Genomic DNA, 22,505 nt, shown 5'->3' on the forward strand with positions numbered 1-22,505 from the left:
CATGTGATGGCGGTCTCCCGATGTTACGTGATATTGATGACTTGCCATAAACGCTCACCATAATTATCTGTATGCGGGTGAGACAGCAGTAGATAAACTGCCGCTGCGCTGGCAAGGCTGCTGATGGGCGCGCCAAACAAAAAAAAGCGTGAGCCCATTCTGAGTTTGATGCTGCGTAATATCATCCAGATTGCCGTAATACACAGTGCAATGGATATTACGAGTAGAGTCGGAAAATGAAAGGCGTTGGTTTCACCAAGGCCATAGGCTGCGCCGGCCAAAATGCCGGGTAAGAAATACATCGGTGACCAGAGTGCACATGCCAGTATGCACGCCGGCATGAAGCGTTTCGGGCTCATTGAGAGCATACCTGCCACCATCGGCAATACAGGGCGCGTTGGTCCTAAGAAACGCCCGACGAAAATTCCTGTTGGGCCGTGATTGCGCAGCACGTTTCGTGCTTGCAGCAAAAGGTGGCGATGGCGACGAACGAGTTTTAGCCGATGTAGTTGGCGACGGTAGCGGTGACCTAGCCAATATGAAAATACATCTCCAAGTAGCGCGGCCACAAATCCAATACTGCACGCCAGCCAGAAGTCCATTTTTCCTGCGCCGATCAAGCTGCCCATCGTAATCATCAGTACCGTGCCGGGTACAATTAGGCCGACGAGGGCGGTTGATTCAGCCAGTACAAGCAAGAAAAGCACCAGTAAGGCGACTTCGGTTGAGTGGGTGAGTGCAGTGTATAGCAGGTCTTCCATGAGGCCAGTCCGGTGTCATAACACTGGCTTAGTGATGGCCTCGTCGATATAGTTCCCAGCCAGCAGAAATGGCCGAGATTTAAAACCAAGCGCCAAAGTTGAATTTATAGCTTTGTACATTTTCGCCTTTGGTGAAACTAAAGCCCGCGCGTAAGTCGGATTCTTTGCTGTGTGCTGGACGCCGTGTTCCCAGTGTGAAACCCACTTCATCTTGGTAATTGCTAAATAAGTCTGTGCCGGTAAAGCGTGTATCGACCAGAAAAACTTCCCAAGATAAAGGGTCGCCAGTGAGCTGCCACTGGCTATCGAGCGAATACAGTAGTCCATTTCTAAACACGGTATTGGCAATGTCTGGATTGATCGACGTATTGTCGATTTTGACGCGCAGTGCCGAGTAATAACCGATCATATTGCCCAAAGTTAAACCCCAAGTTTCACCGCTCCAAACATAACTAGATGCAATCGCGCCCGAAGCCATCATCGAGCCGCCAGCAAGATCGGAAGATCCCGTTGCGCGTCCTGAGCCGGTAAAGCTGACAACCCAATTTTTTAAAATAGGGCGGCGATAGAAAACGCTAAAGCTACCATCATAGGTCTTTGCGCCTTCGGTATCGGTGTAGCCCAGTGGCATATTGATAATGAGTTCGTGATTCGCTTCTTCAAATTGATGTGAGTAGCTTAATGGCAGTGTAAATGCATCGCTTTCCATTTCTTTGGCGTTGCCAGTGGCTTCTGAAACCATGCGAGCATAGTTGATACCAATCCCAAAGCGATTTGAGGATGTACCCTCTGCTGGCTGCTCAGTTTGGCGGCCAAAACTTGAATTAGAACCGTACCACATCATTTGTGCATCGCTTTGCACTGAGCGACTCATCAGGCTATTTGGATTACCAGCGATGGGATCGACAGGTGATACTTTGACGAGTTTTTTACTGAGTTGATTGAGTAAATCAGCGTTGTTTTTCAAGAAGTCTTTTAAGAGCGCTTGGCTTTCATCTCGCGTAGCACCTTGAAAACTTTGATTAATGCCCAGTTCTGGAACATTAAACGTCAGCTGCGTGCCGCCATTGACGGGAAATGCAATATTCATCGGTAAGCCGCGAAAATTCAGCGTGCTATTAACGATCTCAGTGCCGCTGTAGCCATTAAAAATGCTATTGAGCTTGGCTTGCTCAAAAATATCGATGCCTTCTTCTGCGGTGGTAAAGCTGGTTTGTTCGGTTTGACCGTTCATTGTCGCGGTAAGATCGAACACGCCAGCGTAGCTGTAAGTGCTAAATGCCAATGCGATTAGTGGAAGGAATAATTTGAGGTTAGGCATTTTGCGCTCCGCAGCAGTGATACATCTGTTTTTAGATGTTGCGATGCGGAAAGCAAGTGAAAAGACTATTTTGAATTCGGGTGTTGCAAAGATGTTTTTTTAATCTGAACCAAAGGGTAAATCACGAGATAAAGACAGTAACTGGCTTTCAATTAGCTCATCCAGCAAGAACGTAAAATCGGCAGCTGCATTGGAAGTCGGCGCAAAATCAAAAATATTGCTGCCGCAACCCACCGCTGCCGCTAAAGCCTCTTGCTCACGAATTCGGGTTTTAAGCACTTCGCCAGGAAAGTAGCGCATTAATTGGCCAGCAACCGTTTCGGCTGTGATTTGATTCGGAATGTAGCGATTCACCAAATAGCGGCGAGGTTTGCGTGCTTGGAATTTTTCGAGGCCAAATAGAGTTTGCGATAATTGCATTGCGCCATTGAGCGCCAAATATTCGGCAGCGACCGGAACTAAAATAATATCAGCAGCAAACAGCGCCGAAAATGCGACAACACCCAGCATCGGCGTGCAATCAATAATAATCGGCAAGCCGCTGCCTGCAAGCATTTCGGCATTCAGGCCGAGTTTTAAGCGCCAAATATTATCGCGATGCCGCGTGACTTGTGCATCGACTTTGCCCAGCTCTAAATGCGAAGGCACAAAATGAATACCGCTATCGAGTGGCACAATCAAATCTGAGAGTGGGCTTAGGCCTTGATAGAAGCGGTAAACGCTTTTGCTGCCGGTGGTTTTGATGCCATACATTGAGGTCAAATGCGCTTGCGGATCAAGATCAATCAGGAGTGGCTCAACGCCATTTTTGGCGATCGCCGCCGCTAAGTTGGCTGCCACCGTGGTTTTACCCACGCCACCTTTCATATTAAACACGGCGATGACGGTCATTGATCTCTTCCCATGGTGTTGAATAAGCAATCGTGCAAAGGTTTTGAGCAAGCTATCTTGCAATGCCCATCCTTGTAAGTAGAGCGTGCAAGGCGGCGATTCAAGACAAATTTGCTGAAGCACTTACCGACGAGCTGACATTGTGCAGATGGCTGGCTGTCATCAATACGGTCTTTTGATGAATTGTATTCTACCTGAAGCCACTTTAAGCGCTGCGATAGTTTATGTGCGGTGTGCATGGCCACTCTGCACTTGCTTTACAATGGTGTTCTCGAATGTTTGCTGGTGTAAGTAAAGCTTATGAAATCGATTTTCCAACGTCTTGCTATTGAACTTGCTTGTCGTGAACCACAAGTCGTCGCCGCAGTCGCTTTGCTGGATGAAGGCGCGACCGTACCGTTTATTTCGCGCTATCGCAAAGAAGCCACGGGCGGCTTGGACGACACGCAAATGCGCTTGCTGGAAGAACGTTTGCGTTATTTGCGCGAGTTGGAAGATCGCCGTTCTGCCATTATTGATACGATTCGCGAGCAAGGCAAACTCACTTCAGAACTTGAAGGGGTATTGCTCGCTGCGGATAATAAACAAAGGCTTGAGGACTTATACCTGCCCTATAAGCAAAAACGCCGCACCAAAGCACACATCGCGCGTGAAGCGGGTTTAGCGCCGTTGGCGGATTTGCTACTCAACGATCCACAACAAAATCCAGAGCAAGCCGCCGCTGAATTTATTAATGTCGAGCAAGGCGTGGCGGATGTGAAAGCGGCGCTGGATGGCGCGCGAGCGATTTTGCTCGAAACATGGAGCGAAGATGCGGCCTTGATCGGCGCTTTACGTGCGCATTTACAGCGCGAAGGCCAACTGAAAACGACGGTGATTGCGGGGCAAGAAGCTGCTGGCGCGAAATTTAGCGATTATTTTGATTTTGCCGAGAGCCTGACTGCGATGCCATCGCATCGCGTATTGGCGGTGCTGCGTGGTCGTAATGAAGGATTTTTGGCGCTTAATTTATGGTTGCCAGAAGAAATCGAAGCCAATGGCCGGATGAGTACGCCGAATCGCTGCGAGCTGATGATCGCCAAACACGTGGGTATCAATCAGCAAAATCGGCCAGCCGATAAATGGTTGAGCGACACGGTGCGCTTGGCGTGGCGCGCCAAAATTGCGCTTTCTCTGGAAAGTGAATTGCTGACCGCCGCGCGTGAACGCGCTGATTTGGAAGCGATTCGCGTGTTTGCGCTGAACTTAAAAGATTTATTGCTCGCTGCGCCGGCTGGGCCGCGTGCGACTTTGGGCTTAGATCCCGGCCTACGCACGGGCGTCAAAGTCGCGGTGGTGGATGCGACAGGCAAGTTTGTCGCGCATGACACGATTTACCCGCACGAGCCGCGCCGCGATTGGGATCAGTCTTTGGCGGTACTGGCGCGTCTGTGTAAAACGCATAACGTCGAGTTGATCGCCATTGGTAATGGCACGGCGAGCCGTGAAACCGATAAATTGGCCGCTGAGTTGATCGAGCAGTTGGTTAAAGCTGGCGCAAAAAAACCAGCCAAAATCGTCGTGTCCGAAGCGGGCGCTTCGGTGTATTCGGCGTCTGAATTGGCGGCGAAAGAGTTTCCGGATTTGGATGTGTCGATTCGCGGCGCGGTGTCGATTGCACGGCGCTTGCAAGATCCGCTGGCTGAATTGGTTAAGATTGACCCGAAAGCGATTGGTGTTGGTCAATATCAGCACGATGTGAATCAAAGCGAATTAGCGCGGATGCTCGATGCGGTGGTTGAGGATTGCGTGAATGCGGTTGGCGTGGATGTGAATATCGCCTCTGCGGCATTGCTAGCGAGGGTATCGGGTTTAAGCTCAACGATGGCAATGAATCTAGTCACATACCGTGATGAGCATGGTGCATTTAAAAATCGTAAAGCTTTACTGAAAGTACCGCGTTTGGGTGATAAAGCGTTTGAACTGTCGGCTGGATTTTTGCGCATTAGCGGTGGTGATAATCCACTCGATGCGTCCGCGGTGCATCCAGAAGCTTACCCATTGGTCGAGAAAATCATTAGCCAAGTAAAGCAAAATATCCGCAGCATCATTGGTGATAAAGCGGTATTGCAGCAGATTAATCCGGCGGCGCTGGTGGATGAGCGCTTTGGTTTGCCAACCGTGAAAGACGTTTTGGCCGAATTAGAAAAACCCGGGCGGGATCCACGGCCTGAATTTAAAACGGCGACCTTTGCCGATGGTGTTGAAGACATCAAGGATTTACGCGTGGATATGGTGCTGGAAGGCGTGGTCAGCAATGTGACTAACTTTGGCGCGTTTGTCGATGTTGGCGTACATCAAGATGGTTTGGTGCATATTTCTTGCTTAGCGGAAAAATTCGTCAAAGACCCCCGCGAAGTGGTTAAAGCTGGAGATGTGGTGAAAGTCAAAGTCACCGAAATCGACGTGCCGCGCAAACGGATTGCGCTGACAATGCGTTTGAATGAAGTGACGCGGGAAAAGGCCAGCAGTGTGAGTGCGCAGCCGATGACGAGCAAGGAGAGAAAAATAGTCGCAACGCCAGCGCCGCAGATGGGCGCAATGGCCGATCAATTAGCGGCATTGAAATTAAAGCGTTAATCAAAAAAGCCAATCTGAGGATTGGCTTTTTTGTGCTGCAAATTAATTTAATTATTTATTATGTTTAAATGAAAAACCAGTATTGAGAATATGTTTTTGATGTAGTCCGCACAATGCTGCTACCAACCCTAGCCCTGATTTCTCAGTATTTTTTTGATTGGTGGCGCTGTTCGCTGGTTTGGCGATTGAATGAGTTTGTGCGTTAGTTGCGTAGCTTGGCATGGTCAGCAAATCTATTGAATTGTTTCCTTTTTTATCGGTTAATGACTTAAATTCTTTAATGTGAAATGCATAAATGCTTGAAATTCATGCTTTAATCATGATCTAGCTGCGCGCTTCAATCGTGGCTGCAGCTTGGATTTACCGCGATTGACCTTATTGAATCGCAGGTGCATTGGCAAGCCCCACCATACTGGGATGGTCGGTAATGATCCCGTCGATACCAAATTCGCGACACCATTGGTGCTCGTTTTCATTGGCGGCACCGTACACATAATGGGCAAATCCCAGATGGCTGGCTTCGAGTAAAAAATCAGGGTCAAGAATGTCGTAATTCCAGACCAGTGTACGCAAACGTGGATTATGAATTGCACCTTCTATTAGGGTATTAACCGATAGGGGTCGATGGGAAAGGAGTAGGGCGCAATACACATCCAGGGTATTTGCTGCCTCATGGATTAAATGATGGCAGAATGAAGACAGTAAAATCGGCGTTTTGTGCTGAACATTCCGAATCGTATTAATTGCGCTACTCATGCATGCGGGAGTTTTTAGCTCAATATTCCAAAATGCATTGGGAAATGCATCCAAAGCTTCATTTAAGGTGGGTACGATAAAGCCCGCTTGATGCGATAATTCAGTCCGAGTTAAGCCAGCAACCGCTTGCCCCTGTGGGCTGAGCCGGTCGTGATACAAAATCGCTTCGCTATCGGCTGAAAGCCGGACATCTGTTTCAAGTCCATCAAATCCCACCGCTAGAGCGGCGGCAAAAGCAGCCAGCGTGTTTTCTGATTGATGGCTGGATAAACCACGGTGTGAGAGCAAGCGCATATAACTCAACCTTAAAAATTAAACAAATTTAATTGTAGGATGAAAACAATGATCAAACCCAAACGAATCAGTGTACTCAAGCAAGTCTTGCTGGCTTTGCCATTGTTCGTTTTATCCGTGCAGGCTTTGGCCGAGCGACCGCGAATTGGTTTGGTACTGGGCGGTGGTGGTGCGCGCGGCTTTGCCCATGTGGGCGTACTAAAAATTATGGAAGAAAATCACATTCCAGTTGATTGCGTGATCGGCACCAGTATTGGTTCATTGGTGGGCGCGGCCTATGCGACAGGGCGAACGCCGAGCGAGATGGAGGAGCGGATTCAGCAGGCCAATTGGAGCGAATTACTGAGTATTTCTTTGCCGCGCCAAGTTAGTACATTTCGTCAAAAGCAAGACGACCCTTATTCTTTGTTGGTCGAATTAGGTTTAAGCGATAGCGGCAATATTAAATTGCCGACCGCCGCAATTAGCACACAGAAAATTGGCTTTTTTCTACGTGAGCTGACGTTTGCCGGAACGGTGAACAATTTTGACGAGCTGGGTATTCCCTATCGTGCGATTGCGACTGATTTTGAAACGGGCGAAATGGTGGTGCAAAAAGACGGTGATTTGGTGACCGCCATGCGCGCCAGTATGTCGGTACCTGGTGTATTTCCGGTGGTGTACTCGCAAGGCCGCACTTTAGTGGATGGCGGGCTGGTGCGCAATTTGCCGGTGGATGTGGCGAGAGAAACCTGCGCGGACGTCGTGATTGCCGTGGATGTGGGTTCTGCGCCTTTAAGAGCTTATGAAATTAATAATATTTTTTCAGTCGCGGATCAATATACTCGCTTGATGATGGTTCAGAACGTTAGACCACAATTGGAAAGTCTGGGGTCACAAGATTTGCTGATTAGTCCTGAATTTGGCGAGCTGTCATCCGGTGATTTTGGTAAAGGCGAAGTATTGATTGAAGTGGGACGCAAAGCCGCTTTGAGCGTTTTGCCGCAATTACAAAAATTTGCCGTTTCGCCAGAACAATACGATCAATGGCAGCAGCGCCGTGCCGATATGCGCTTAAAACCGAAATTGGTCAAAGAAGTGACCGTTGAAGCCGGTAAAGTCGTTAATCCCGAAGTGTTGAGAAAAGTATTGGATATTGATCTGAATGAACCACTGCATTCAACGGAATTTCACGATAATTTAATGCAGGTCTATGCACGCGGTGATCATAGCCAGATTAATTACGATTTAGGTCAGGGTAAAGATGGCGATACGGTCGCGATTTTGCCGATAGAGAAAAGTTGGGGACCTAATTATTTGCGCTTTGGCTTGAGTTTTGCGACTGATTTTACTAATTCACAGCCGTGGAATATTAGCGCGCAATATCGCCGAACTTGGTTGAATGATTTGGGTGCAGAATGGAAAACAATGTTGCAAGTGGGAAGTTCCACTTTGGTGCAAACCGAGTTTTATCAACCGATAAAACTGGATGAGTCACTGTTTATTTCTACCTATTATAAATACTTTAGAGGACCTTTATCAATTTGGCTCGATGACGAAGATATTGCGCAATATAACTACAATAAATCATCGATTGGTTTTGATTTTGGTTCTATTTTATCTAATCACAGCGAACTGCGTGTTGGCCCTGTCTATAATAATTACAGCGGTAATCGAACCATCGGCCAGATTCAGTTGCCAGATTCGTCAAACCATGATTATGGCGTTCGGTTTAATGTTTTCTATGATGATTTAGATAATTATTTCTTTCCGAAGAACGGTCAATTCTTTAATGCTTATGGCTATTACTCCGTCGGTGTTGGCAAGCAGCATGATGATTACGGAATTTATGGTTTTGTGTATCGAACCGCGATTCCTGTCGGCTCGGATGCCTTGCAATTTAAATTAAAAGGGCAGAATGTTTACAATTCAGCACCTTTGTTTGCTGATGTAAAATGGCTGGGTGGATTCCTGAATTTATCGAGTTATAACTATCAACAATTAGTTGGTGATAAGTTTGTTTATGGCTCGGCTCAGTATCTGCATTCAATTGGGTTTTTATCGGGTAGTTATCTAGGGACGGCAGTGGAAGTGGGCCGTGTGTTTGATAATTTTAATCCGGATGTCGATGAAAAGTGGCATTACTCAGGCTCAGTCTATTTAGCGTATGACAGTTATCTCGGGCCCTTGTATTTAGGGGCCGCGTATGGCGGCAACCGTCAAGCTCGTTTTTATATGATGCTGGGTAAGCAATTCTAAGCGGAGTCTGATATTCATGCTCACAACTTGCTGGCGCAAGCTGCGCAGCAACAGCTGGCAGGCGAGTATCCGAGCGGATTTGCTGGCTGCGCTGTCGGTGGCCGTGCTGTCTGTGCCTGCGGTGATTGCATACGCTGAGCTCATTGGTTTACCTGCTCATGCCGGATTGCTGGCGGCCATTGCAGGGATGCTGGCTTATGGCCTGATGGGGGCATCCAAGCAAGTGATTGTTGGGCCTGACGCTGCGATTGCGCTCTTGATTGCGGGTGGTATTGCGCCACTTTCAGGGGGTAATGTCTTAGAGGCTTTGGCTCTTGCTGCTTTGCTGGCAATACTGGTTGGTTTTGTGATGATGGCCGCAGCCTGGGCACGGCTGGGCGTACTGGCTGAATTTCTATCCAAACCCGTATTGATTGGTTTTTTGCAGGGTGCGTCGGTCATTTTGATTGGCACGCAAATCGGCAAATTATTTGGAATCTCACTGAGCGAGCCAAGCTTTTTACCGCGAATGGCGCAATTATTGTCTCAGCTTAGTCATACACATTGGCTCACTTTGGCGCTGGGGCTGATTTTTTTAGTTTTGTATGCCTTATTAAATCGTTTGCGGCCCCGATGGCCAGTGACGGTGATTTTGTTTGCTGCGGTGATTCTGGCTGACGTTCTCTTCGATTTTCAACGGTTTGGTATCAGCATGGTGGGGGCGCCTAGCTCTGAGGCTTTGGTGCCGCACTGGCCTGCATTTAGCTTTACTGCTTTAGCGGCTTTATTGCCGACGGCAGTGGGGATTACGATGTTGGCCATGCCGGAAGGGATTTTATTGGCACGCGCTTTTGCACAGCGGCATGGCGATCAAGTCGATGCCAATCGGGAAATTATGGCGCTGGGTGTGGCCAATATTGCGGCAGGATTTGCGGGTGGTTTTGCGATTGGGGCGAGCCAGTCCAGAACGACGATCAATGATGCTTCCGGCGCACAAAGCGCCGCTGCGGGGCTGTTTGCTGGCATTATTTTATTATTTTTTCTGTTTGTATTATCTGATTTGCTTGATCATTTGCCGGTGGTGATTGTGGCGGCTTTATTGATCCGAGCCGGATCACAATTGATCGATTTGCCGGCATTTAGGGAATTGTGGCGGCTGGATGCTCTAGCGGCTGGTTTGGCGATTGCGACGGCGTGTGGTGTGGTGGTGGTCGGCGTTTTACCCGGAATTTTATTGGGCATTTTATTGTCGCTATTACATTTAATTCGGATGTTTTCCAATCCGGCGGATGCAATTTTACGGCAAACAAAAGATGGGTATCATGATGTAGGTACTGATCAAAAAGGGCTGGATGACTATACCCATGATGGTGTGTTGGTTTATCGGTTTTATGCGCCATTAATTTTTGTGAATGCGAGTTTTTTTGTTATGCGAATTAGGGGTTTACTGCAGGATTGCCCTAATTTGAAATGCATTATTATTGATGCACAGGCGATCGTGAAGCTTGACGTGAGTGCTGCAGAGCAATTGCAAGCATTGATTGGCGAGTTGGAGTTGCAAAATATCAGGATGAAATGGGCGCGTTGTAATCGCCCATTACGTGATGATTTGACGCGTTTTGGTATTACTGCTGTTTTAGGGGACGGTGCAATTTATGCGCATTTAGATGATGCGGTCGCGGCGTTTCATTGGCAGAGTGTGGCTCATTTGGCCACCGAGATCCCCCCTTACACCTTGAAAAAAAACGTTTGAGCCTCACTTCATCATGACTTTGTCTTAATACAAAGCTGAATCTGAAAATCGAAAAAATTATGAAATTTATTGATCGTTTGCTCGGCCGTGCAACTGCCGCGTCTAGCCAAGGAAATCCCGCCATGAATGATCCCCAGCTCGACACCCAACTCGAACTACTCCGCCAAACCCTTGCCACATTGATCGACCCAGATACGGGCAAAGACTATATCGCCGCCAAGTGCGTGAAAAACCTGCAATGGCAGGACGGCGCGGTGAGTTTAGATTTAGTGTTGGGCTATCCGGCGCAAAGCCAGTTTGCGGCGCGTCAAGCGCAAGTGGCGAGCGCTTTATCAAAACTGGAAGGCGTGAATTCAGTCGTAGTGAATGTGAGCAGTCAAATCACCGCACATGCCGTCGCGCGTGGTTTGCCACTGCAAAGTGGTATTAAAAATATTATCGCAGTGGCATCGGGCAAGGGCGGCGTCGGCAAATCGACGACATCGGTCAATTTGGCGCTGGCCTTGGCCGCAGAAGGCGCGCGCGTGGGTTTGCTGGATGCCGATATTTACGGACCGAGTTTGCCAACGATGATGGGCGTGGCTGATCAGCACCCTGAAACGACTGAGAATAAATTCATCAAACCGATTGAGCATTACGGCGTGCAAGTGATGTCGATTGGTTTTTTGATCGACCCCGAACAGCCTATGGTGTGGCGTGGTCCGATGGTGACGCAAGCGTTGACGCAATTGTTGAATGATACGCAGTGGGATAATTTGGATTATCTGGTCATTGATTTGCCGCCAGGCACGGGTGATATTCAGCTGACTTTGTCGCAAAAAGTACCGGTAACGGGCGCAGTGATTGTGACGACACCGCAAGATATTGCGCTGCTCGATGCGCGTAAAGGCTTAAAAATGTTTGAAAAAGTCGGCGTGCCGATTTTTGGTATTGTCGAAAATATGAGTATGCATGTGTGTAGCAATTGCGGGCATATGGAGCCAATTTTTGGTGAAGGCGGTGGCGATAAAATGAGCCAAGAGTATGGCACTGAATTACTCGGTAAATTGCCGTTGGATTTATCGATTCGTCTGAATGCCGATGCCGGTAAGCCAACGGTGGCTGCCGATAGTGATGGCGAAATTGCGGCGCTGTATAAAGCGATTGCACGCAAAGTGGCCGTCAAAATTGCTGCGAAATCACAAGACTTTTCGAGCAAATTCCCGAAGATTGTGATTCAAAATACCTAATTTGAAGTGCCAATTAAAGCCAAAAACCCAAGCTTGCTTGGGTTTTTTATTGTCTAGGCTTTGTTGGCTTGCGGTTTTGCGTATAAATTTTTTTCTTTAACTGACGTCAGTTTTGCGGTTTGACGTGGTTTTCGTGGGCGAAATGCGCTGCATGGCTTTGCATGTCATCGTGCTAGTGTCAGACTACGCCGACTGATTTTCAGAGAGGCTTATATGTTAAAAATAATGCTGCGTTTACTGATGCGGATTTTATTTCGCGTCGAAGTACAAGGCGATCAAAGTGTGTTTGGCCCGCCAAAAACCTTGATTGTCGCCAATCATGAGTCATTTATTGATGGCTTATTGCTCGGTTTATTTTTGCCCGTGCGCGCAACGTTTGTGGTGCATACCCAAGTACTGCGTAGCCGTTGGGTGCGTTTGGCTTTATCGCAAGTACCGTATTTGGCGGTCGATGCGTCCTGCCCTTTGGGCATGAAAGTGGTGATTCGCTTGCTGGAAGCGGGGGAGAACGTCGTTATTTTCCCCGAAGGGCGCTTAACTGATACCGGTTCTTTGATGAAGGTTTACGAAGGCGCGGCATTTGTCGCAGCCAAAACTGGCGCACGGATTATTCCGGTGCGGATTCAAGGCGCATCACGCAGCTATTTTGGTCGTTTGGCTGGCTTATTCCCGCGGCAGGTTTTCCCTAAAATTCAACTTTTCGTTCGCCCCGTCACTGAAATCGCGATGCCCGAAGGCGGCAGCGCCAAAGATAGGCATCGCCGCGCAGCGGAGTCTATGCGCGGTATTTTGCTGGATATGTTGATTCATACTCGGCCACAAAGCACGCTGTGGCAGGCATTTAATGATGCCAGATCGAGTTTCGGCCGCAATTTTCGCTTGGCCGAAGACATTAATTTGGAAGAAGACACCTACGGCACGTTGACGCGCAAAACTGCGGCGTTAGCGCGATTGACTGATCGCCATACGCAGCGCGGTGCGAATATCGGTGTATTGATGCCTAATGCGGTGGCGACGGTGGCTTTGATTCTGGCTTTGTCTGCGCGGCAACGTGTGCCTGCACTGCTCAACTTTACGGCGGGACATGATGGTATTTTATCAGCGTGCGTCGCGGCGAAAGTCGGCACAATCATCACTTCGCGTGCATTTATTGAAAAGGGTCAGCTGGAAGGTTTATTGCAAAACTTGCCCGAGATTCAAATCGTGTATTTAGAAGATTTAAAACATGAATTGAGTTTGATGGATAAATTGGCGGTGCTGTTTTTTAGTATCTTCCCACGTGCTTTGGGCTTGCCGCAATCGCCTTGGGATCCTGCCGTCGTGTTGTTTACGTCAGGCTCCGAAGGTAAACCTAAAGGTGTGGTGCATAGCCACGATAGTTTGCTCGCCAATATCGCGCAAATTAAAGCCGTCGGTGATTTTACGCCGCACGATAAATTCATGGTCGCCCTGCCTTTATTCCATTCGTTTGGCTTGACTGCAGGCGCGCTATTTCCACTGATGACGGGTTGCAAAGTGTTTTTCTACCCGACGCCGCTGCATTATCGTTTGATCCCAGAGCTGATTTACGATCGCAATTGCACGGTGTTATTCGGCACCAGCACCTTTTTGGATAATTACGGCAAGTACGCGCATCCTTATGATTTTGGCCGCTTGCGCTATGTGGTGGCGGGCGCGGAAAAGTTGTCTGAAGAAGTGCGAAAAACGTGGATTGATCGCTTTGGCGTGCGGATTTTAGAAGGCTATGGCGTGACCGAATGCGCGCCGGTCGTTGCGGTGAATGTGCCAATGGCATATCAATCGGGCACCGTCGGCAAGCTGGTTCCGGCGATGCAATACCGTTTGATTCCAGTGCCGGGCATTTCGCAGGGCGGCATTTTAGAGCTTCGTGGCCCGAATGTGATGCTGGGTTATTTGCGCTATGAAAATCCAGGTGTGTTGGAAGCGCCAAGCGCTGAGAGTGGCTTAGGTTGGTATTCGACTGGCGACGTGGTTGATGTTGATGCGGATGGTTTTTTGCGGATTATTGGTCGCGTGAAGCGTTTTGCCAAAATTGCGGGTGAAATGGTCTCGCTGGAAGTCGTTGAGAAAATTGCCGCCACCAGTAGTCCTGAACACAGCCATGCGGCAAGTAGTCGGCCTGATGTGAGTAAGGGCGAGGCGATCGTGTTATTTACCACCGATCCCGCGCTTAAACGCGATGCCTTATCGGAGGCGGCGCGCAGCTTGGGACAAATTGAGCTGGCTGTTGCGCGAGATATTCGTTATCTTGACGCGATTCCTTTGCTCGGTACGGGCAAAACTGATTATGTGACTTTGAAAAATATGGCTTCGCAAGCTGTCCAAACGGGTCAGGCGTCGCAAGCTGAGCCGATTGAGGTTGAAACTCAGTCTGACTCGCCTTAGTCGAGTAGCTCGTTTTTCCTGTAATGCAGTGCTTTATACTCTGATGGGGTAATTGAATGTAGTCATTCATGAATGATGCCTATGTTCATATACCCCATTGTTAATTGATTTTATTTTAAATAGAAATTGCGGTGCGTTTAACTCATATCAAACTGGCGGGCTTTAAGTCTTTTGTTGACCCGACAACGATTCCCGTTCCTGGGCAATTGGTCGCTGTGTGCGGCCCGAACGGTTGCGGCAAATCGAATGTGATTGATGCCGTGCGCTGGGTGCTGGGTGAATCGTCGGCTAAACAGTTGCGCGGCGAATCGATGCAGGATGTGATTTTTAACGGCTCGACGACGCGCAAAGCCGTGAGTCGCACTGCGGTGGAGTTGGTATTCGATAATCACGCTGGTTTGGCAGCGGGGGCGTGGAGCGCTTATGCCGAAATCAGCATCAAGCGCGTGCTGACTCGGCAAGGCGATTCGTCCTACTTCATCAATAATCAAGCGGTGCGCCGCCGCGATATCACTGATTTATTCCTTGGTACTGGCGTCGGTAAATCGGGCTACGCGATTATCGAACAAGGCATGATTAGCAGGATTATCGAGGCCAAACCGGAAGAGCTGCGGCATTTTTTGGAAGAAGCCGCTGGCGTTTCTAAATACAAAGAGCGCCGCCGTGAAACTGAACATCGCATTGCTGATACACGCGATAATTTATTGCGCGTTGCCGATATTCAGCTGGAATTGCAAAGGCAAATCGATAAGCTCAGCAGCCAAGCGGGCGTCGCGCAGCAATATCAATCGCTACAAAATCAAATTACTGAAAAACAGCAATTATTGGCCTTGCAACGCAAAATAGATGCGGGCGCAGAAGCGGAACAAGCCAGCCTAGCACTGATGCAAGCGCAAACGAATTTAGATGCAGCTTTAGCTTGCGTGCGAGAGACAGAAGCGCAATTAGAAATTTTGCGAGAAACGCATTTTATCGCCAGCGATGCGCTGCATGCGGCGCAAGGCGAGTTGTATACCGCCAATGCCGAAGTGGCGCGCATGGAGCAAACGCTGCTGCATATAAAGCAAAGCCGCGAGCGGATCAGCGCGCAAATCAGCCAGTGTGAGCAAGACGGCAATAAATTAAATGTGACGCAAGCCCAAATTGCCGCTGATTTAGCCGCCAGTCTTGAGCAGCAAGATGAACTCAATTTTGCCGTCGAAGAGGCTGCGCTTAAAGTCGAAGAAGCCAGTTTGGCGCTGCCCGATCATGAGCAAGCGCTGCATCAGGCCGATGCCGCTTGGCAGGCGCTGCGCGAGCAATTGAGTGAACTTGCAAATGCGCAAAAATTACTTGAGCAACAGGCGCAATTTGCAACGCGCAATTTACAAACTTTAGCGCAGCGGCGAAATCAACTCGATGCCGAGTTGCAGCGTCTCGCCCCGCCGCAAACCGATTCGGATTTACCCGAACAAATTTCAGACGCGCAATATGAAATCGCCGAGCTTGAATTGCAGCTCGAAGAGCACACGGCACTCCAGCAAACATGTGATTTAGCCCTGCAGCAAATTCGGCGGGTGGCGCAGGATGCGCAGACTGAGCTGCTGCAAAGCGCGGCGCGTGAAACCGCCTTGCTCGAAGTGCTTGTTCCGGCTTCGACAGCCTCAGAGCTTGACGCTTGGTTGGCTGAGCAAGACTTGCAGCATGCGGCGAAAATCATCGATGGATTGCGCGTTGAACCGGGCTGGGAATTGGCGCTCGAAGCGGTGCTCGGTTCGCGCGTGCACGGGATTATGGCTGCGCCGCCGCTGTGCGCACCACCAGCGAGCTTGTTTATGACGATGCCGGATGCGGAGGGAATGACACAATCTGCGGCCCTAATTGCGGCGGATTCGGCCAGTTTATTCAGCAAAATCAGCAATAGTACGCCTGCGCTATTGCTGGGTTTGCAAGATGTTTTGACGACAGTGCGTTGCGTAGAGAATGTTGAACAACTCTTGCAGCAGCAAAAAACCCTGATCGATGGGTATTGCTTGGTAAGCAAAGAAGGCCATATCGCAACACGATATACCCTGTGGTTTTTTGCGGCAGATCGCGGAGATGGCGAGCAAAGAGTCGCTGGGCAATTGGCGCGCCAAGCTGAATTACGCGCAGTGCAAAGCCAGCTGAGTGAATTAAGGCCACGCCATGCGTTGATCGCTAGCGAGGTACAGGCGCAAGAGGGCGCGCAAATTGAGTTACAGCAAGCGCAGCGCACGTTAGAAGATCAATTGCAGCAACGTAAACACGCCTTGCAACAGATCGAACATCAATGGCTGCGTCAGCAAGATAGTGCACAGCAATCGGCGCTTCGCCGCGCAGAAGTTGCCGCCGAATTGCAGCTCAATGAGCAGCAGCAAATGGAAGAATCACAGCTGCATGAAGAATTAGCCCAGCAAATGACGGAGTTGCAACAGCGCATGGCGCATTTGCAGGCCGACGAATTGCAAACGCGCAGCGCGCGCGATGGCCTGCATCAATCGCAAAATCAGCACAGCGTGCAAGTACGCGAGATTGAACGTGCGGCGCAGGCGGCTGCATTTGCGCTGCAAAGTGCTGAGCAAAAAATCCGTACTTTGCAACAGAGAGCTTTAGAAAACCAAGCGCTACTGAGCCAGCAAGCTGAGCGTTTAGCCGCGTTGTTGCAAGAACGCGACTTGATGGCCGAGCCTGATTTTGACGATCAATTTCAAGCTGCGATTGGCGTTCGCGCTGAAAAAGAGCGGCTATTGGCCGCCGCACGCGATGCACTCAATCAATTTGCGCAGACTTTACGTGAGCAAGAGGCCAACAAACAACAGGCGGAGCAAGGTTTGGAAGCGCAGCGCGAAGTCGTCAATCAAATGCGTTTACTGGAACAAGAAGCGCGGCTGAATTTTGAGCGCTTTAGCGCTGAGTTGACTGAATTAGCGATCAACGAAGCTGAATTATTACCGCAGCTGGGGCGCAGCGTGAAAGCGCTGGCCGCAGAAATGGCGCGTTTGAGCCAGCAGCTTGCGAGTTTAGGGCCAGTGAATTTGGCCGCGATGCAAGAATTAGCGGTAAGCCAAGAACGGGATGCGTATTTAAAAGCGCAAGCCAGCGATTTAGAGCAAGCAATGGCGACTTTATCGTCGGCGATTGCACGCATTGATAAAGAAACTCGCAATCTGTTGCAGACCACTTATGATGCCGTGAATGCTAATTTGCAAGAGCTGTTTCCGGCGCTATTTGGCGGTGGACATGCCGAATTGATTTTGACGGGTGATGAGATTTTGGATGCGGGAATGAGCATTATGGCGCAGCCACCGGGCAAGAAAAATGCAACCATTCACCTCTTGTCAGGTGGCGAGAAAGCACTGACAGCATTAAGTCTGGTATTCTCTCTATTTAAGCTCAATCCTGCGCCTTTTTGCCTATTGGATGAAGTGGACGCGCCGCTGGATGACGCCAATACGCTGCGTTTTTGCGAATTAGTGAAGAAAATGGCGCAGCACACGCAATTTTTGTACATTAGTCACAATAAATTGACGATGGAAATGGCGCAGCAATTGGTCGGCGTAACAATGCAAGAGCAAGGTGTGTCGCGGATTGTGGCGGTTGATATTGAAGCCGCGCTGAAAATGCGCGAGCCAGAACTAATTTAGGTGCTTCGCTGGTTGTTTAGCGGGGCGCAAGATGTAATTAACGCGTAAATGATTACGCTCACGTTGAGATATAGATAAAACAATGACTGAGTTGCAGATTTATTCCTTAGTCGGTGCCGGTGGTTTTGTCGCCGCAGTGTATGGATTCAATTGGTGGCAAGAATACCGCTATCGAAAACAGGCGAATAAGGCCTTTGCCCGCAATCAGCCCGACGCGCTACTTAATACGCCTAAAAACATGGTTCGCAAAGGCGACGGCCAACGCTTAGAGCCGATTTTAGAGCCAAGTGCGCCCGTTGAATTCGCACCGCAATACGATGAAAGCCGTTTGGATCAGGCTGAGTACGATGTGCCCGAACTCAGCGATGCGCACTTGCAAGCTGCGCAGCACAATTCGTACGGCGATGATATGCCGGATGATATTCCGGATATGCCACCAGCGTATCGCTCGACGTATGTGCCCAAAATCATTGAAGAAAGCGAGCCGCAGCTCAATACTGCGCCAGAGTATATTGCGCCAGCTGCAGCTCAGTCTGCTGGGGTGGGTCATTCTGCTCCGCATGCTGACGAAGTTGATGAAGTGGTGTTAGCGGGTAGCTTGCTCGATCCTGCGCTGGACTTTATTGCCGAAATTCATGCGCCCGAACCGATTTCAGCCTCTGAAGTACCGCCATTTCCTGCAAATAAACGCGTGCAAGTGCTGGGCTTAAATCAAAATAAGCAATGGGAAATTTTAAACAGCACGACGCGTGGCCGTTTTAAAGAATTGCGTGTTGGCCTGCAAATGGCCGATCGCCAAGGCGCGCTGAGCCAAGAATCGCTGAATGCGTTTTGTATGGGTGTGCAGCAATTTGGCGATGATTTTGATGCTTCGGTGACCTTCCCGCAAAAGTCTGCGAAATTAAGCTTGGCGCGCGAACTCGATGAATTCTGTGCTTCGGTCGATGTGTTGATTGGCTTGAATATTCCAGCTGGCGCACGGCCTTTGCCGATGGAAAAAGTACGTATTTTGGCTGAGCAAGCGGGCTTGGTGCGTAATCATGGCGACGGTACTTTCCAATATCGCAGCGATTCGGGCAAAACTTTGTTTGTGCTGGCGAATCAAGATCAATCGCCGTTGATGTCGACATCACAAGGTTTGGTTTTGTTGTTTGACGTGCCGCGTGTGGCTGGCGGTTTGGCGGTGTTTGATTACTTGGCCGATTTCGCGCAAAGCTTGGCGACAGCGCTGCATTGCGAATTGGTTGATGACAACAGCAAGCCGCTCAATGCTGCGAGTTTGGCGAATATCCGCAAGCAATTGGCGGGTCTGTACGCCGATATGGATGATAGAGGCATCGCGCCAGGATCGGTCGCCGCGCTGCGCTTATTTGCATAATAAAAAGATTTGATCACGAAAAACACGAAAAAAATTCAAAAAGTGTGTGGTTTGATTGATGACTTAAAAAGATAGGCTGATCTATTCCGGTCGTCATTCCCACCATCCCTCTGTGTACCCTAAGGGGACGGCGGGAATTCAGTGGTTCTGGATTCCCGAAAGAATAGTTAGGGATGATGAATAAATAATAAATCAGTATTCCCTTAATAATGCTTTGTTCGCCTTTTTTTGCCTGTGTTCGTGCCTTTCGTGATCCTTGTTTTTGAATTTAGCTATTAACGCCGCTCCAATGAAGCGGCGTTTTTCATTGAATAATCTCATTGGGATTGAAAATGTCAGATTTTGTTCAACGCGCCCTTGAGTTGCGCATCACGTTAAACCATTACGCGCATGAATATTATGTGCTCGATGCACCTAGCGTTCCCGATGCGGAATACGACCGCTTATTTCAAGAGTTGCAGGCGCTTGAGCTGGCGCATCCTGAGCTACGCACTGCTGATTCACCTACTTTGCGCGTCGGCGGTCAACCGCTACCGCAGTTTGAACCCGTCATGCATGTGATTCCCATGTTGTCGATTCGCACTGAAACCGATGTGAGCGAGCAAGGCGCTTTGGCGTTTGACGCGAGCGTTCGGAAGGAATTGGAATTGAGTAGTAGCGATCCGGCGATTGAATACGCGGCCGAGCTAAAATTTGATGGTTTGGCGATTAGCCTGCGCTATGAAGACGGTGTGCTGGTGCAGGCCGCGACGCGCGGCGACGGCGCAACCGGCGAAGATGTAACGCAAAACATTCGCACGATTAAGCAAATTCCGCTACGTTTACGCGAGACTTCTCGTGAGCGTGGTGTGTCGGCGATCCCCAAAGTCCTCGAAGTGCGCGGCGAAGTGTATATGCGGCGCGATGATTTTGAAAAACTCAATGCGCGCCAGCGTGAGTTGGGTGAAAAGACTTTTGTGAATCCAAGGAATACCGCTGCGGGCGCGGTGCGGCAGCTCGATCCTAAAGTTGTGGCCGAACGACCACTTTCTTTTTATGGGTATGGCCTTGGTGCGATTGAAGGCTGGGATCTACAGCCTGATACCCATAGTGGCATCTTGGATGCTTTGGCTGAATTTGGTTTTCCGGTTTGCGATATTCGTGAAGTGGTGAGCGGCGGCGCAGGTTTGGTGGCTTACCACGCGCGCGTCGCGGCGCTGCGTGATGATTTGCCGTTTGATATCGACGGCGTGGTGTACAAGGTGAATTCAATCGCCTTGCAGCGCGAGCTTGGCTTTCGCACGCGCGAGCCGCGCTGGGCCGTGGCCCATAAATATCCAGCGCAAGAAGCGCTGACGGTTGTCGAGGCAATCGACATTCAAGTCGGCCGAACAGGCGCATTAACCCCCGTCGCGCGCCTTGCTCCAGTGTTTGTCGGCGGTGTAACCGTCACCAATGCGACTTTACACAATCAAGATGAAATTGAGCGCAAAGACATCCGCCTTGGCGATACGGTGATCGTTCGCCGCGCTGGCGATGTGATTCCTGAAGTCGTGTCGGTGGTGCTAGAAAAACGCCCGATGGTAGAGGTATCTGGCGCTGATCTTTTTAATGCAAAGCTCACTGAGCAATACCCACCTTATCGCTTGCCAGAGCAATGCCCAGTTTGCGGCTCGCACGCGGTACGTGAAGTCGGTGAAGCGGTGACGCGTTGCACCGGCGGACTGATTTGCGCGGCGCAGCGCAAAGAGGCGGTGCGGCATTTTTCCTCGCGCCGCATGATGGATATTGACGGCTTGGGCGAGCGCTACATCGATAATTTGGTTGATCTCGGTTATGTGAATAGTCTGGCCGATCTGTATCGTTTGACGCTGGACGATTTTCTGGAAATGAAGCGCCGCGCTGATGAGCGTGATGGCGTCACGCCAGAGAGCGTCAAAGCCGGGCAGGTGACGACCAAATGGGCGGAAAACCTGCTGGCTGGCATTGCCGCGAGCAAGCAACCGCCGCTGGCGCGATTCTTGTTCGCGCTCGGCATTCGTCATGTCGGTGAATCAACGGCAAAAACCTTGGCCGATTGGCTGGGGAGTTTGAAGCGAATTCGCTACGCGCCCGCGCCACTGCTGCGTTTATTACCCGATATTGGCAGCACGGTGGCAACGTCATTGGCCGAGTTTCTGGCTGAGCCGCACAATCAGCAAGTGATCGACGACTTTCTAGCCTTGGGCGTTGCGCCGCAAGGCGAACATGCACCCAATCCGGCCTTGCGTGAAAAACTCACGCTGGCGGCTTTGTTGGCGGCGCTAGAAATCCCCAAACTCAGCGCCATCCGTTGCAATGCCTTGGCGACGTCAATCAGCAATTTGGCTGAATTAAAGTCATTTGGTTTGGGCCGTTTGCAAGACGCAGGCCTGCCGCTCGATGTGGCGCAAGCGTTGTTCAATTGGCTGGCGACGCCTGCGGCCGAAACGCTGGCGCAGCTCGATACGCTGCGCGCCGATTTACTGGCGGCATTGCCAGAAGCCGATGCGGCGCAGCAAGGCGTGTTGAGCGGCAAAACGCTGGTGTTGACCGGCACGCTGCCCACGCTAAGCCGTGATGACGCCAAAGCGATGATAGAAGCCGCTGGCGGTAAAGTGTCGGGCAGCGTGTCGAAGAAAACCGATTACGTCGTTGCGGGCGAAGCGGCGGGCTCGAAGTTGCAAAAAGCCGAAGAGCTGGGTGTGGCCGTGTTGAGTGAAGAGGATTTGATTCAGCTACTGGCTTGAGGGGTATAGGCTTGTGGGCGTTTATTAATGGGCTCTATATTAACATACCAAATTGTCATTTTTGATTGGAGGCGTTGTGGGAGCGGGCTTGCCCGCGAAAGCAGTGCCAATACGGCGCGGAATGGTAGTGCCAAAGAGTGCCCTCGCGGGCAAGCCCGCTTCCACGAGAATGTAGTTTCAAGTTCGCTGAGATGGCTCACTCACCAGGAGTCAAATTCATTGCTTATTGAAGTTCTATGTGCTTTTGTTCGTGTTTTTCGTGATCTGCTTTTATGATTGTCTTTGTTTAAATATTTAAACAATGTTGCGGACAAATTAATCGTTGACTTTGCTGTTTAAATGATTAAACATAACGCCATGCGTAAGTCTGAAGCCCTACAAATTTTTGGTTCACAAACCCGTCTTGCTGACGCGCTCGGCCTTGGCCGCTCGGCGGTGTCGCAATGGCCGGATGAGCTGAATTTAAAACAATCCGATCAAGTTCTGGGC

Annotated in this window: 12 protein-coding genes; 8 read left to right on the forward strand and 4 right to left on the reverse strand. The window is 49.9% G+C overall.

What is annotated here, in order from left to right; translation table 11 throughout:
• Window positions 1-23: 23 nt before the first annotated feature.
• The 3 genes from Q320_RS0104465 to Q320_RS0104475 all read right to left on the reverse strand — a co-directional run bounded on the left by Q320_RS0104465 (window position 24) and on the right by Q320_RS0104475 (window position 2,973).
• On the reverse strand, window positions 24-761 hold the full coding sequence (locus Q320_RS0104465) for a DedA family protein (protein ID WP_027468012.1): 738 nt from the start codon (window positions 759-761) through the stop codon (window positions 24-26).
• Between the two features lie 79 nt (window positions 762-840).
• Window positions 841-2,082, reverse strand: a complete 1,242-nt coding sequence (locus Q320_RS0104470; RefSeq protein ID WP_027468013.1) for a hypothetical protein — start codon at window positions 2,080-2,082, stop codon at window positions 841-843.
• Window positions 2,083-2,181: 99 nt separating this feature from the next.
• Window positions 2,182-2,973: a ParA family protein gene (locus tag Q320_RS0104475; RefSeq protein WP_027468014.1), complete on the reverse strand. Its 792-nt coding sequence runs from the start codon at window positions 2,971-2,973 to the stop codon at window positions 2,182-2,184.
• Window positions 2,974-3,273: 300 nt separating this feature from the next.
• Between Q320_RS0104475 and Q320_RS0104480 the strand changes: the two genes are divergently transcribed.
• On the forward strand, window positions 3,274-5,592 hold the full coding sequence (locus tag Q320_RS0104480) for a Tex family protein (protein WP_027468015.1): 2,319 nt from the start codon (window positions 3,274-3,276) through the stop codon (window positions 5,590-5,592).
• A 375-nt stretch (window positions 5,593-5,967) separates the two neighbouring features.
• Here Q320_RS0104480 and Q320_RS0104490 read toward each other — a convergent pair whose 3' ends face one another.
• Window positions 5,968-6,642 (reverse strand): glycerophosphodiester phosphodiesterase, encoded by a 675-nt coding sequence (locus tag Q320_RS0104490; RefSeq protein WP_027468016.1) that lies wholly within the window; start codon window positions 6,640-6,642, stop codon window positions 5,968-5,970.
• A 48-nt stretch (window positions 6,643-6,690) separates the two neighbouring features.
• Between Q320_RS0104490 and Q320_RS0104495 the strand changes: the two genes are divergently transcribed.
• The 7 genes from Q320_RS0104495 to ligA all read left to right on the forward strand — a co-directional run bounded on the left by Q320_RS0104495 (window position 6,691) and on the right by ligA (window position 22,016).
• Window positions 6,691-8,880, forward strand: coding sequence for a patatin-like phospholipase family protein (locus Q320_RS0104495; RefSeq protein ID WP_027468017.1), 2,190 nt, complete (start codon window positions 6,691-6,693; stop codon window positions 8,878-8,880).
• A 16-nt stretch (window positions 8,881-8,896) separates the two neighbouring features.
• A complete protein-coding gene (locus Q320_RS18435; RefSeq protein WP_051534466.1) occupies window positions 8,897-10,612 on the forward strand; it encodes a SulP family inorganic anion transporter in 1,716 nt (571 codons plus the stop codon).
• A gap of 59 nt (window positions 10,613-10,671) precedes the next feature.
• Complete coding sequence (apbC, locus tag Q320_RS0104505) at window positions 10,672-11,841, forward strand: iron-sulfur cluster carrier protein ApbC (protein WP_245590965.1); 1,170 nt, start codon at window positions 10,672-10,674, stop codon at window positions 11,839-11,841.
• A 213-nt stretch (window positions 11,842-12,054) separates the two neighbouring features.
• Complete coding sequence (aas, locus tag Q320_RS18440) at window positions 12,055-14,247, forward strand: bifunctional acyl-ACP--phospholipid O-acyltransferase/long-chain-fatty-acid--ACP ligase (RefSeq protein ID WP_084282357.1); 2,193 nt, start codon at window positions 12,055-12,057, stop codon at window positions 14,245-14,247.
• Window positions 14,248-14,378: 131 nt separating this feature from the next.
• On the forward strand, window positions 14,379-17,891 hold the full coding sequence (gene smc, locus Q320_RS0104515) for a chromosome segregation protein SMC (RefSeq protein WP_027468019.1): 3,513 nt from the start codon (window positions 14,379-14,381) through the stop codon (window positions 17,889-17,891).
• Window positions 17,892-17,973: 82 nt separating this feature from the next.
• Window positions 17,974-19,269: a cell division protein ZipA C-terminal FtsZ-binding domain-containing protein gene (locus Q320_RS0104520; protein ID WP_027468020.1), complete on the forward strand. Its 1,296-nt coding sequence runs from the start codon at window positions 17,974-17,976 to the stop codon at window positions 19,267-19,269.
• 332 nt (window positions 19,270-19,601) lie between these two features.
• Window positions 19,602-22,016: an NAD-dependent DNA ligase LigA gene (ligA, locus tag Q320_RS0104530; protein ID WP_035852290.1), complete on the forward strand. Its 2,415-nt coding sequence runs from the start codon at window positions 19,602-19,604 to the stop codon at window positions 22,014-22,016.
• Window positions 22,017-22,505 lie beyond the last annotated feature (489 nt).

The sequence above is a fragment of the Deefgea rivuli DSM 18356 genome, from assembly GCF_000620145.1.
Classification (GTDB): Bacteria; Pseudomonadota; Gammaproteobacteria; order Burkholderiales; family Chitinibacteraceae; genus Deefgea; species Deefgea rivuli.